The organism is Glutamicibacter sp. 2E12, from assembly GCF_050030965.1.
Taxonomy (GTDB): Bacteria; Actinomycetota; Actinomycetes; order Actinomycetales; family Micrococcaceae; genus Glutamicibacter.
The window spans coordinates 14,571-28,071 of the sequence record NZ_CP188297.1; the positions used below are offsets into that span (position 1 = coordinate 14,571).

10 protein-coding genes are annotated in these 13,501 nt (G+C 68.3%); 1 reads left to right on the plus strand and 9 read right to left on the minus strand.

The genetic code is table 11. The features are described from left to right. Window positions 1-28 precede the first annotated feature (28 nt). Window positions 29-2,719: a WecB/TagA/CpsF family glycosyltransferase gene (locus ACP3TE_RS00040; protein ID WP_426734704.1), complete on the plus strand. Its 2,691-nt coding sequence runs from the start codon at window positions 29-31 to the stop codon at window positions 2,717-2,719. A 36-nt stretch (window positions 2,720-2,755) separates the two neighbouring features. Here ACP3TE_RS00040 and ACP3TE_RS00045 read toward each other — a convergent pair whose 3' ends face one another. The 9 genes from ACP3TE_RS00045 to ACP3TE_RS00085 form a co-directional block, all read right to left on the minus strand. Next, window positions 2,756-4,771 carry an O-antigen ligase family protein gene (locus ACP3TE_RS00045; protein WP_426734706.1) on the minus strand — a complete coding sequence of 672 codons (2,016 nt, stop codon included), beginning with the start codon at window positions 4,769-4,771 and terminating at the stop codon, window positions 2,756-2,758. Continuing rightward, complete coding sequence (locus tag ACP3TE_RS00050; RefSeq protein WP_400343484.1) at window positions 4,752-5,534, minus strand: hypothetical protein; 783 nt, start codon at window positions 5,532-5,534, stop codon at window positions 4,752-4,754. Before ACP3TE_RS00050 ends, ACP3TE_RS00045 begins: the two co-directional genes overlap by 20 nt. Before the next feature lie 102 nt (window positions 5,535-5,636). After that, on the minus strand, window positions 5,637-6,509 hold the full coding sequence (locus ACP3TE_RS00055; RefSeq protein ID WP_426734708.1) for a glycosyltransferase: 873 nt from the start codon (window positions 6,507-6,509) through the stop codon (window positions 5,637-5,639). After that, window positions 6,506-7,771 (minus strand): hypothetical protein, encoded by a 1,266-nt coding sequence (locus ACP3TE_RS00060; RefSeq protein ID WP_426734710.1) that lies wholly within the window; start codon window positions 7,769-7,771, stop codon window positions 6,506-6,508. Before ACP3TE_RS00060 ends, ACP3TE_RS00055 begins: the two co-directional genes overlap by 4 nt. After that, entirely contained in the window at window positions 7,771-8,910 is a 1,140-nt protein-coding gene (locus ACP3TE_RS00065) for a glycosyltransferase (RefSeq protein ID WP_426734712.1), read from the minus strand. Before ACP3TE_RS00065 ends, ACP3TE_RS00060 begins: the two co-directional genes overlap by 1 nt. Beyond that, window positions 8,910-10,175 carry a glycosyltransferase gene (locus ACP3TE_RS00070; RefSeq protein WP_400343478.1) on the minus strand — a complete coding sequence of 422 codons (1,266 nt, stop codon included), beginning with the start codon at window positions 10,173-10,175 and terminating at the stop codon, window positions 8,910-8,912. The genes ACP3TE_RS00065 and ACP3TE_RS00070 overlap by 1 nt, the downstream gene beginning before the upstream one ends. After that, entirely contained in the window at window positions 10,172-11,659 is a 1,488-nt protein-coding gene (locus tag ACP3TE_RS00075; protein ID WP_426734714.1) for an oligosaccharide flippase family protein, read from the minus strand. The genes ACP3TE_RS00070 and ACP3TE_RS00075 overlap by 4 nt, the downstream gene beginning before the upstream one ends. Before the next feature lie 2 nt (window positions 11,660-11,661). Next, on the minus strand, window positions 11,662-12,789 hold the full coding sequence (locus tag ACP3TE_RS00080) for a DegT/DnrJ/EryC1/StrS family aminotransferase (RefSeq protein ID WP_426734716.1): 1,128 nt from the start codon (window positions 12,787-12,789) through the stop codon (window positions 11,662-11,664). A gap of 75 nt (window positions 12,790-12,864) precedes the next feature. Beyond that, window positions 12,865-13,500: a NeuD/PglB/VioB family sugar acetyltransferase gene (locus tag ACP3TE_RS00085; RefSeq protein ID WP_400343471.1), complete on the minus strand. Its 636-nt coding sequence runs from the start codon at window positions 13,498-13,500 to the stop codon at window positions 12,865-12,867. Between the last annotated feature and the right edge of the window lies 1 nt (window position 13,501).

Sequence of the window (13,501 nt, forward strand, 5' to 3'; positions counted from 1 at the left end):
GGCATCCGCAAGCAATCCAGGGATGATCATGACTGACGCAGCTGACCGCGCCGACCTCGCCGGAATCGTGGTGGATTTGCTGGCCCAGGATGAGGCCGTGCACCGCATCATCAACCACGCGCTGCACGTCAGGCGGGAAGCCGATTCCCGGCCGGCGGCACTGTCCGTGGTCTCGGCAAATCTGGACCATATCGTGCAATTCGGCCACGGCGGGCGCTGGCAGGGGACGCTGGGCGATTCGCTGCACCCCACCTGGTCCTTGCGTTGCCTTCCCGACGCGTTCGATGCCCCGGCCATGCAATGGCTGAACCTGCTGGACGGAGCGCCGCTGGTGCTGCGCGCCAAGCAGCTGACCGGGCGGCGCTGGCCGCGCCTTGCCGGCAGCGACCTGATCGGCCCGATCCTCGATGAGGCCGCAGCCCGCGGGCTGCGGGTGGGATTCCTTGGCGGGCAGCCAGCCATCCAGGCGGAACTGGCCGTGCAGCTGGCGCAGCGCCGCCCTAAGCTGCAGGTCTGCGGGTTCTGGGCACCACAGCGCCAAGACATCGAGGACGAGGGCCGCTCGCTGCGCCTGGCCGAGCAGATCCGTGCAAGCGGCACCGATATCCTCGTGGTGGGCCTGGGCAAGCCGCGCCAGGAGCTGTGGATGGCTTCCTACGGCGCGCTGACCGGCGCCAGCGTCCTGCTGGCCTTCGGTGCCGTGGTGGATTTCCTGGCCGGGACGGTGCGACGCGCACCGCAGCGGGTCGCTGGCAGCGGACTGGAATGGGCGTGGCGGCTGGGGCTGGAGCCGCGCCGGATGGCGCGGCGCTACCTGGTCGATGATCCTCCGGGCCTGGTGGCCCTGCAGCGCCGGAGCCAGCTGCTTGCGCCTGGCACCCGGGTTCAGCCCCTGCCCGAGGCACCCCGGCCCGTACGGCCGCTGCACCAGGTCGGGTCCGGCCGCTTCACCACCGGCCGGGGTATTGCCGATGTGGCGGTGCTTGCCGTCACCTACAACAACGCCGATTCGGTGGACCAGCTGATCGGCAGCCTGCGCGCCGAAGCCAGCGGCCTGCGGCTTCGCGTGGTCATCGCCGACAACGGTTCTTCGGACACCACGGTGGCGCAGCTAAGCGGGCACGATGATGTCATCGTCATCCCCACCGGTTCCAATCTGGGCTATGCCGGCGGGATCAATGCGGCCCGCCGGCACGCCGGGGACAGCGCCGCGGTGCTGGTGCTGAACCCCGATCTGGCCGTGGGCCGCGGAGCCATCAGAAGCCTGCTGCAGCGCCTGCGGCACAGCCGTGCCGGAATCGTGGTCCCCCGGCTGCTGGAAGCCAACGGACGGACCTACACCTCCTTGCGCCGCGAGCCGAACGTGGCCAGGGCCGCCGGGGATGCGCTCTTCGGCGAGCGCCTGGCCCAGCGCCCGGGCTGGGGCTCGGAAATCGACTACGATCCCGAGAGCTATGCCCACCCGCACCGCATCGACTGGGCCACCGGGGCCGCCTTGCTCATCGACTCGGCACTGGAACGCCGGCTGGGCCCGTGGGATGAGCAATTCTTCTTGTACTCCGAGGAGACCGACTACTTCAAGCGGGCCCGGGACGCCGGGGCGAGCATCTGGTACGAGCCCGCAGCGCGCATGACCCATGAGATGGGCGGCTCCGGGGCGTCGGTGCAGCTGGAGTCGCTGATGGCGGTCAATCGGATCCGCTACGCCCGCAAGCACCAGCCTGCGCGCACCGCGGCCCTGTTCCGCACGGCGGTCATTGGCCATGAGGCGTTGCGCAGCTGGAAGCCCGAGCGCCGCGGGATCTTGCGCACGGTGGTGGATGAGCCGTCCTGGGCCACCCTTCCGGCCGCGACCGGCGGCGTGCAGCCCGCCCGGCAATTCCCTTCTGGCACGGTGATCATCCCGGCGCACAATGAAGCGGCGGTCATCGCCCGGACCCTGGAGCCATTGCAGCCGCTGGCCCGGGCCGGGCTGGTGCAGGTCATTGTCTCCTGCAACGGGTGCACCGATGGCACCGCGCAGATTGCCCGCGGCTTCGATGGGATCCAGGTCATCGAGGCTTCCGCCTCGTCCAAGGTCGCGGCGCTGAACAAGGCCGAGGCCCAGGCAACACGGTTCCCGCGGCTGTACCTGGACGCGGACATCGAAATCGCGCCCAGCGCCCTGCGCATGGTGTTCGAGCACCTGGCCACGCCGGGGATGCTCTCGGCTCGACCGGCCTTCGCCTACGACACTACCGGCGCCTCTTGGCTGGTCAAGTCGTTCTACCGCGCCCGGCGGCGGATTCCCGGCACCAACCAGGCGCTCTGGGGTGCCGGGGCCTATGGGCTGAGCAGGGAGGGGCGGGCCCGCTTTGCTGATTTTCCCGCGGTGCTTGCCGATGACCTGTTCATCGACCAGCAGTTCACTGCAGCAGAGAAGACGGTGCTGCCCACCGTCCCGGTGCAGGTGAAGACCCCGCGCAATGCGCATTCGCTGCTGGCCATCTTGCGCCGGAACTACCGGGGGCAGCATGAGCTGCACCGGTCCAACGCGGCGCAGCCGAGCACGCGTTCGACCCTGGGCCAGCTGCTGGCTTCGGTTTCCGGCCCGTTCTCGGCCTGGGACGCCCTGGTGTACGCCGGCATGGTGGTCTTGGCCCGGGTCCCGAAGAAGCCCGCTGCTGCCGGGCCACGCGCGGTGTGGGAGCGCGATGATTCCAGCAGGCAGGCTGCCTAGGCCCGCCGTGCGGTGCAGCGCTTTGCCCTCGCGTGCCTACGCCGGGGACCGGCGCCAGGAGACGAACTTGTGCAGGCTCATGGCCCCGGCGAAAGCGGTACCCAGGGCCAGGGCCAGCAGGACCGCCAACGCGTACTTGGTGCGCACATCCACATAGCCCACGGGAATGGTCTGCGCTACCCGTTCGGTAGTGATCTGCGAGGATTTCCAGATGCCGGCAGCCTGCTGCGGTTCCGTGGCCAACGCGGCGATCTCCTTCGATATCTCGGCGGCCCGCTGCTGTGCAGCTTCCGGCGTGCTCTTGACGATCTCCACGGAGAGCTGGGACTTGTTGAAATTGGTTTGCCATTGCCCGCCGGCATCCGGCAGGTATACCGCTTCGGCATCGTGCAGGCCGGTGCCGTACAAGGGCGCCCGCACCGGACGGATATCGGCCTCACGGTGCTTGTCCTGGTAGATCCGCTGCACCAGCGCCGCGTAGTGCACGGTGGATGAGGCCTCGGTGCGCAGCGCGTTGTCCTTGGTCGCTCCCGGCGGAGCCTGGAACACGACGTCGAACTTCGTGTAGTACACGCCCGTGGCAGCACGGACGTTCAGCCCTGCCGGGATGAACGCGGCCAGGATCAGCAGCACGGCAAACCACCAGCGCAGCACCACGAACAGCAAACGGCGGATCCGCCGCTTGGTCAAGCGCGGCGGCTCCCCCGGCCCGGCCGCCGCCATCAGCGGTGCGGCGGCCAGCTCCTGCGAGATGTTCCAGTGCGCGCCGGCCAGGCCCAGCATCAGCGAAAGCATGCCCATGGCCTGGGGGAAGTGGAATGAGTCGAAGAAGGCGCTGAGCAGGGCGGCGGCCAGGATCCCGGCGCCAATGGCCGGCCCCAGGGCCGCGATCTTGCGATCCGTTCCCCACGGCCGGAAGATCGTGCAGGCGGCGCTGATGAGCACCAGGGCGATGAAAGCCAGCACCCCGAGCACCCCCAGCTCAATGAGCAAGCCGATGTACTGGTTGTCGAATATCCGGTAGTCCGCGGTCATGGTGCCCAGTCCGCGCCCCAGCCACGGGGCAACCATCAGGTACCCGGCAATCGACGGGTAGCTGGAGGTGCGCGAATCGATGCTGGAGTCGGGGCCGGAGAACATGCCCATGATGGTCCCGGCAAGCCCCGGGACGGCCACGTACAGCACGCCAAGGCCGGCAAGTCCCGCGATCAACGCCATCTTGCGCACCCGCGGGGACCAGGTGGGCACCAGCACCAGCATGGCCACCGCGATGCCGATCAAGGCAGAACGCGTCACCGAGAGGATCGCCGCCCCGCCGATCAGCGCGGATGGAAGCCATCTGGCCACCATCTTCTGCCCGGCCCCGTATATGGCCAAGGTCAGGGCAACCGGCAAGGTCGCCGAAAGCACCGAGGCATACTCCAAGGTGTGCCGAGCGGTCGCTTCGGGGCGGATGAAGCCCGCGCGGGAATCCACCCCGCCGGTCCCGGCACCAGACAGTCCCGGGATGTCGATCTGGTCAACGAAATCCAGGCCGGTGAAGAATTGGACCAGGCCCAGCAGCGCGTAGCCGCCGCCCAGCCAGGCCACCCGCTTGAGCAGGAGCAGGAACCGCTCGCGGTCCCGCAGCCCGTCATTGGCCACCAGCACCACCCCGGCGAAGCCGGCGATCTTGATCAGGTTCATCAGCGCGCCATTGCTGTCAATGAAGGGCAGCGCCAGCTGCGATGAATTGACGTAGCTGGCCAAGACCATCCCGATGAAGACGAACAAGGCAATGCGGATGATCTGCAGCCTGGGCGCCTGCTCGACACGGATTCCGCGCACATGGTGCCAGACCCACCACAGCAGCATCGCCAAGGCGAAAAGCGTGGAAGGAGACCCGGCGGCACCCAGCGGGCCGATCCCCCGGTCGGAGGGGACTGCCAGCAGCAAGAACAGGTAGGCGGTCAACACCGTCGTGGCATCGATCCGCTTCACGGGCCGCGGTTCGAAATCGCGCAGCTTCTGCCTCAAGCCCCCGGCCGGCCCGCTAGCCTCTGAGGCGAGCACGTTCGCTTCCACGCTTCATCCCGGTCTCGGACCCGGTGTGCCCAGGTTCCTGCTCCACCGGCTGCACGGAGGACTTCAGGGGCTGGATTGGCGCCAGGCTTCCTGGACCTTCGTGCACCGCCAGCGATCCGGTTCCCCTTCCCAGCTTCCGCAGTGCACGGCGCTTCTTCAATGCCAGCAGCATGCGATCGAGCAGTCCGGCGCCCAGCAAGGAGGCGCTGATGCCGCCCAGCGCAACGAAAGCCGTGAACTGGATCTGCCGTTTGCTGTTCGGCTCCGGCACCTGGTCCTTAGACAACGCCATGGAGGTGATCACCGAATTCTCCGGCACGTCCAACTCGGCCTGCAGGGTTTTGAGCGTGGCGGGAATCGAAGCCAAGGTGTCCTCGAGCAGGGATATGGTGTCCTCGGCCGTGTCGGCAGTCACGGTGATCGCCGCGATGGGACCGGAAGTGGTCGCATCCTTGGCAATGGCGACTTCAGCTCCCTGGTACTTCTCCACGATCGGAGTAATGACTTCCGGGGAGGTGGTCTTCACCTGGAGCACGCCCAGCGCCTGGTCCAGCCCTCCGAGGTAGAGGTACGGATTGTCCCCCACCGTCACCGCGACCTTGGGCGGAATGAGCACCACGCTGCCCTCGGCCTCATAGGTCGGCTCGATGGCATTGAAAATGTAGTAGCTGCCCAAGCCGGTAAGCACCAGCCCCAAGACCAGGATGTACCAGCGTCTGAGGCAGCTGAAAAGCAGATCACGTAAAAACATTGTTTCCCCCAATTTTTTGTTTTCACCCGGTGCCGGCTTCCCCAAGCCTGCACCTGCAGCCCATTGTCCGGGCTGTTGGACAGTAGATCAATGGATCCGGGCTCAGCGCCGGGCAGGAGAATATTTCCCTGCCCATTCCTTGGCCCGTCCCAGCAGGTCCCGGCCTCCCAGGGCGATGATCGCCTCCTTGGCGCTGCGGCGCAGAACCTCCTTGAGCACGCGGGCAGGACGCAAGATGAATCGCTCGCCCAGGCTCTCCCAGCCCCGCGGCGCGACGGCATCGTGCAGGCCGCCGGCAAAGTCCCGTGCGTAGGCCCCCGGCCCCACCCGCCGTCCGCGAACGCGGTTGCTGACATTGGAGCCGTGGATCACCTGCAGCCAGCCGGGCTTCCCGCCAATGCCGATGACGGGCAGATGCTCCGAAAGCCTGTTGTGCCAGTCCATCCAGCAGGTTTCAGGCTCGCTCCACGGGGCGGCCACCGAGCAGAAGGCGTTGAACGGGTCCTGGCGCAGGTACAACCGGTGCCCGCGCTGGATCAGCCCCTGGCCGATATACAGCGCCGCGGGGCCCGCATCGGCCACGGCATCCTGCACCCTCTGGACAAAGTCCAGGCACAGTCCGTCATCGTTGTCCAGGTTCGTGGTCAACAGGACGTCACGGGATCCCGCACCGGCGGCCCTGAGGTCGTGGAGCAGCTCTGCTGGCGAAACCGAATCGCGGAACACCGGGATGAAGCTCCGGTCCGCGCCCAGCTGCCCGATGCGCTCCTTGAGCCACTGCGGGCTGTGCGGATCGAAATAGATCACCCAGGTGAAATCCTTGCGCGTCTGCTGCCGGATGCTGGGAAGGCAGTACTTCTCGAACAGCTCCTGCCGGCTGCGCAGCCAGCCATCCTGGGCGCGGGCCAGGCTCTCCACCCCCTTGGAGGGGAGATTGAACCGGGTCAGGATGATGTGGTCGATAGTCGGTTTCATAGCTTCACCTTGTAGACGTGGTAGCTGTACTCGTGGTCGAAGGAATCAACGAAGGCCCCGTTTTCCACCGGGATCTGCCGATCCTCGAAAAGCACTTCAACTGTTCTGCCGGAAATCCCTTCCGGCAGCTGGAGCTGCAGCTGGCCCGGCTCGGCACCCGGGACCGGCATGGCAAAGACATACGCATGCCCCTGGTGCACCTTGAGCATGGTGTCTGCTCGGGCATTGAATTCGAAAGCCAGGGACTGGGTGTTGATCACCTGCGCCAGCTGGTGGATCTGGTTGTTGACGATGCGCGCGGCGTCAACCTGCCGGGCACCGCAGTACCCCACATGCACCTGCGCCATGCGGAAGACGTTGCCGCCCTTGCACGGCCCGGAAAGCGCCTGGTTGAAGTACAGGATGCCGCGGGCCTCATGGATCACCGAGTTCATCACCGCGCCGCGCAATGGCCCGGCGCCGATGTAGCCATCGAAGGCGGCCTCGTTGTCGGTGCCGCCCATGTTCTCCACGAACTGCCACAGCGGCTGCAGCTTCCCGTCCTGGGCATCGCGTTGCCGCAGCGCGTCCATGGTTTGCCCGTAGCTGGAGGCCGTCCGGCAGGATTCCTGCTTGATCGGCACCAGGGAGACATCGCGATAGGGTTCGGCCGCGCAATGCGGGATGGTGTACCAGTACTTGTCCACCGACACCACGTCGGTGTAGCCGTTGACGTACTTCTGCGAGTCGCTGGCCGCCATGTCGTTTTCCAGCACCATGTAGGTGAAGTTCGCGTACTTGAACAGCCCTTCGGGCACCTCGGAGCTCAACTGCGCCAAGTGCTCGCGTCCGGCTTCGGGCTCGAACCGGCCGTCCACCTCGTCATCGAGGATGTACCCGACCCAGCTCGGGGTGCTGGCATTGAAGGTCCCGTTGATGGCACCGCCGATCCAGTACAGGCCGTTGGAATCGAGCCAGGCCGCGTCGAAGCTGGCCGGCATGCCGATGTACGTGTTGATTCCCAGGGCCTTGTCGAAATCCACTTCTTCCTGGCTGGAGATCCCGTTGTACCAGGCCACGATCGGGAAGAACGACGGGTCATCCCAGCCGGCGGCGTCGGCCCGGGGAAATTGCTTCCAGTACTCCGGGCCGCCCTCCCACGGGATCTGCTCCAGGCCCAGGGGCCCGATGCTCGGCGGCGGCGGCTCGGCCTGCGAACTGGTGCAGCCGGCCAGGGCCAGGGCGCAGGCCGCGGCCAGCGCCAGGGCGAACATGCTTTTCATTACTGCACCTTGATCCTTCCGATGAGGCTCGCTGCCCGCGCCTGCCAGGAATGCCCGTTGGCGAAATCGATCCGCCGCTGGCGGTCGCTTCCCTGCGCGGGGCCGGCCGCGAGCTGGCCTGCGAGCTCCACGAAATGCTCGGGAGAACCGGCGACACGGATGAACGGGGTGTCCAGCCAGCGGACGGCCGGGGAATCGGTGGAGACCACGGCGAGCCCGGCGGCAAGGTAGTCCAAGGTCTTCAACGGGAAGCTGGCCCTGTTGAATTCGTTGTCCAGATAGGGGGTGATGCCCACCATGGCGCCGGCGAGCAGCGCGGGCACCTCGCCGGGCGCAACCTCTCCATGCCAGTGCACATTTTCGGCGGCCAGGAACCGGTCCAGGCCTGCTACGGCCACCGGGCCGCGCTCACGCCTCGGGCCGATCACCTCGATGGGCAGCCCGGAGGCGGCCAGCTGCTTGAGCACCTCCATATCCAGCCGCTCGTTCAGCTGGCCCAGGAGCACCACCTTGCCATTCGGTTCCGGCGCCGGGCCGCTGCCCTGGCCCTGCGGATACAGGACCGTGCACCCATTGGGAACCACCTGCACCACCGCGTTCGAATCCACCTCGTGCAGCACCTGTTCCAGGTACGGGGACACGGCGCTGACCTGGTCGGCCGCGGCCAGGTTCTTCGCGAGCCGGCGGCGCACCTGCCGGGGGCCAAGGCCCATCATCGCAGCGCCTTGAACCCAGTCATCGGTCACGTGCAGCAAGCGCTCGCCGGTGGATCCGGCCGGGAATTCATCGCGCGGCGAGAGCAGCAAGGTGGCCTGCACGCGCAGCCCGAGGCGGCGCTGGGCCCGGAGCATGGCGGCATCGCGCAGGGCCTTGGCCAGCCGGTCCAGTCCCGGGCGGGTGAACCCGGGGGCGACCAGGTAGCGCAAGCGGATGATCGACTCCTGCAGCTGGTCCAGATGCGCGAAGCCGGCCCCGGCGGGCCGCAGCACCCGGGCCGGGCCGGCGAAGGGCACCGGAGGGTCCACCCACAGCACCTGGCAATGCTCCGACAGGGCCTGGGCCAGGCGGTGGTCGGTGCCCTGGGTATCTTCCCACCGGGTTCCCGGGATGACCACTATGGCATCGCGCAGCCCGCGCATCAGGCACGCACCGGAGGCCGGACGGATGCCCCGGCCGGACGCAGGGCAGCCGTGGCGTTGAAGTCGTCGGCGGCCACGCTGCCGCGCATCCGCGCGGCCAGCCGGGAGAACTTGTACCGGGCAAAGCGGGCGGCGGCCAGGGTGTACTCCGCGCCCAGCCGGTTGCGCCCCTGGCCCTGGGCCAGCACCTGGCGGTAGAACTGCACCTGGCGCCGGGCCGATGCCTGGAGCGAGAAACGCTCAACCACCACACGGCGCGCGAAATCGCCCAGGCGCTGGCGCAGCGCCGCATCGGCCAGCAGCGGGCGCAGCTGGGCTTGGAGCGCATCGGCCCCCTGCCCGCTGCCCGCTCCTGCCCCGTACCACCCCTGGAAGAGGAATCCGGGCAGGGAGGATTCATCCACAACGCGCCAGAACCCGCTTTCGCCCTGGACCACCGCCGGCTTGCCGAAGGCCATGGCCCGCAGGATCGAGCCTCCCATGCCCAGGACGATATCCGCCTTCTGGTAGACCCAGCGCGGATCCTCCAGTTCCCCGGTGAGCACCACGCGCAGCTGGCCGGCGCGCCTGTTGGCCTCGTCCGCGGCGGCAGCCACCTCGCCGGCCGCCGGGCCGCCGCCGGCAATCACCAGCTGCACCGGTTCCCCGCCCGGGATGCGCCCGATGACCTCGATGGCCCGCAGGATTCCCTCGAGCTTCATTTCGCGGGCCAGCCGCGAGACGATCGCGATGGTCAGCCCGCCGCCGTGGATCCCCCAGCGCTGCGACATCTCGCGCACCGGCAGTTCAAGGCCCGGCCGGTTCAGCCGCGTGTCGATGGGCGGTTCCATCAGTTCCACCAGGGCGCGTCCGAATTCCCGTTCCGCCGCGGCGATCTGCTCCGTGCCCACCAGCAGCGGGGTGTGCGTGGGAATGAAGGGGGCCACGGACATCGACAGCACGGTGCTGACCGCCGTGGCCGGGGCATTGAAGCACGCCAGTTCCGCTTCCAGGCTCGGAGGCCACTCATAGCCGTGGACGATGTCGATGCCGCGCTGGGCGATGGCCTGTTCCAGGGCGCTGACCACCTTGCGGCTTGGACGGCGGCCCGGCTCGGGCAGCTCGATGAATTCCAGGCCGAGTTCGCCCACCTTGGCGCGCAGGCTGCCGTGCTGCCCGGCAACCGCCACATCGTAGCCCAGGTCCTTGACGGCCGCTGCCAGCTCGATGGCGTTCAGCTGGCTGCCGCCCAGGTTCATGTCGTGCGGGTAAACCAGGATCTTCATGATGTTTCCTCCAACGTTTTCGCCCGGGCAATCCCCCGGAGGCTGGCCAGGTCCTCTCGGCGCAGGTAAATGAGCCCGGCCATGGTGGCCAGGCACAGGCCGCCCACGGCCAGCAGGCCCAGCAGGGCATTTTCTATGGACGCCACCAGCATCCAGCCCGCGGCTCCCAGCCCCAGGCCGGCCAGCACCGGCAGCCATAGGCGGGCGGACAATGCGCCCAGCCCGATGCCCAGGGAGCGCAGATTCCACAGGTACAGGGGCAGCATCACGGCAAAGGCCACGGCCGCTTGCACCGCCGCCACCCCGGCCAGACCGCCGAAGCGGGCTCCGGCCAGCAGCGAGGGGATCAGCACGAGCAGCCCGATGACCTGGATGCGCAGGATCGCCGTGGTGCTGCCGATCACCACGATGCAGTCGTAGGCCAGTTCGCAGAAGACCTTGGACAGCGCGGCAATGACCAGCCAGCTGAGCACCGGCGCCGCTTGGCTCCAGGGATCGCCGTAGACGAAGCGGACCAGCGGCTCGGCCGCCACTGCCAGCGCAATGAATGCCGGGATCGTGGCGCAAGCGACAATGCTGGATAAGGCGATGATGAATTTCTTCAGCCCGGCGAAATCCTGCGCCAGCGCGGCGAAGGTTGCCGGCGCAACGCGCCGCAGCGGCTGGGAGACAATCGACAGCGGCCAGCTGGAGAGATTGAAGGCCAGCACGTACAGCCCCAACGCGATCGGCCCGAGCATGGCACCGGTGGCCAGCTGGTCCGCGTAGCCGATGGCGAAGACGATCATGCTCGAACCGGCCAAAGGCAAGCCGAATTTCAGCAGCGCCCCGGCCGATGCCTTGTCCCACCCGAAGCGGTAGGGCAACGGCGAGGCCCTGAGGAACATGATGGCGGAAATGATCCCGCCCAGCAGCCGGCCGATGGCCAGGGCCATCGCCCCGAATCCAGCCAGGGCCAAGACCACCGAGCTGATGGCTCCCACCCAGACGTTGACCTGGTCGATGCCCATCCGGGTGCGTTCCGCGAATTCCCTTTGCAGCAAAGCGGCCGGGGCCGCCACCGCCCCATTGACCAGCACCGAGACGATCAGCAGCCTCAGTACCCAGGTGGCCGAGGCATCGCCCATCAGCGCGGTGAAGGACGGGGTGGCAAGCCACGCAACGGCGCAGAAGATGGTGCTGCCGATCACCGAGATCGTATTGACCGTGGGGGCAATCACTGCCGGATCGCCGGGCCACCGCACGATGGCCAGGCTGACCCCGAGCTCGTTGAAGCTGAGCACAGCCATCAGGGCCACCAGCGCGATGGCGAAGGTGCCGAATTGCTCCGGTCCCAGGATCCTGGCCAGCACAATGCCGATGCCCAGGGTGCCCAGGCGCGAAACCAGCGTATTGCCCAAGGACCAGGCAAAGGCTCCCGAAGAGGTCAAGGCGCGTGCGGCCCGCGGGATCTTCGGTTCCCGCAGTGCTCCTTCCCCGGCCATGGCTACAGGGCCCCGGACAGGGCGTCGGCCACGCGCTGCTGCTGCTCGGGCGTGATATGCGGATACAGCGGCAGGGAAAGGATCCGCGCGGCGGCCCGCTCGGCCACCGGGAAGTCCCCTTCCCGGTAACCCAGGTGCGCGAACGCCTGGGTCAGGTGCACCGGCTGCGGATAGTGGATTGCCGCTCCGATGCCGGCCGCGTTCAGCTGGTGCAGCACCCGGTCGCGGTCCGGCACCCGCACCACATACAGGTGCCATGCGTCCTGGTTGCCCGGTGCCTGCACCGGCAGCTGCACCCCGGGCAGCCCGGCCAGCAGCGCGGCGTAGCGCCCGGCGGCCTGCCGGCGCGCGGCGTTCCATCCGGCCAGCCGTTCCAGCTTGGCGCTGAGCACCACCGCCTGGATGGCATCGAGCCGGGAGTTGCGCCCGATCGCCTCGTGCTCGTACTTGACCCGGCTGCCATGGGCCGCGAGCAGCCTGACCCGGGCGGCGAGCCGGGCATCAGCGGTGAGCACGGCCCCGGCATCGCCGGCGGCGCCCAGGTTCTTGCCCGGGTAGAAGCTGGTGCCGGCGATATCCCCCAGGGTGCCGGCGCTGCGCCCGTGGCGGGTGGCGCCCTGGGATTGGGCGGCATCCTCGATGATCCTGGCCCCGCACGAGCGCGCGATCGGTTCCAGCTGTTCGACGAAGGCACTCTGGCCGTAGAGGTGCACCGGCATGATGGCCTTGGTCCGCCTGGTTACGGCCGCGGCGACGGCCGCCGGATCAATGAGCAGGTACTGCGGATCCACGTCCACCAGCACCGCGCGCGCCCCGGCCAGGTGGATGGCCTCGGCGGTGGCAATGAAGGTGTTGGCCGGGATGATCACCTCGTCGCCTTGGCCGATGCCGCAGGCGCGCAGCGCCAGCTCCAGCGCGTCGGTGCCGTTGCCCACGCCCACGCAATGCCCGCCGCCAAGGAACGCGGCATACTGCTGCTCGAAGCCGGCCACGGCGGCACCGCCGATGAACGCGGTTTCGGCGAAGATCCGGGCCAGCCCGGCATCCACGGCGCCTTGGACCTCGCGCTGCTGCGCTGCGAGGTCCACCAGCGGGATATGCCGCTGCGTTGCGGTTCCAGTCAATGCCATTGCGCAATTCCTTGCTTCGAAAGTATGTGGCGGGCCAACGGTGGCGTGCCCGGTGCGCGGTGCCATGCCGCGCCCCTAGCCCGCGGCCCGGGGGCCGTAGAGCTTGCGCGCCGGGGATCCGGCCCAGGTCTCGCCGGCCGGGATGTCCTGCAGCAGCGCCGAGCCCATGCCCAGCACCGCATCAGCGCCCAGCGACAGGTTCTCGCGCACCGTGGCGTTGGAGCCGATGTACACCCGGTCGCCCAGCTGCACGTTGCCGGCCAGCGTGGCCCCGGCGGCCAGGGTGGAGTAGTCGCCCAGCCGGTCGTCATGGGTGAGCATCGCATGGGGCATCAGCACGCAGTGCCGCCCGATGGACACATCGGCGGTGGCCACGCACCCGGCCAGCACGATGCATCCCGGAGCCAGGCGCGTGCCGGCCCCGAGGAACGCCGAGGCATGCGCATGCGTGGCATAGCGCGAGTCATCCAATGCCAGCCGGCCGGCGATCGCAGCCCGGTGCCGGCCCTGCCCGGCGCAGAGCAGCAATTGCTCGGTGCGCCCCGCGGCCATGTCGAGTCCCCCCAGGACCCGGACCGAGCCCATCATGCTCCCGTGCAAAGCCGTATTGTCATCGAGCACGCCGGCCACCTCGTGGTCCCCGGTGGACTCGATCGAGGCCAGGGTTTCGCGCGCCAACCCGCTGGCGGCCAGCAGGAGTATCCGGGCCATG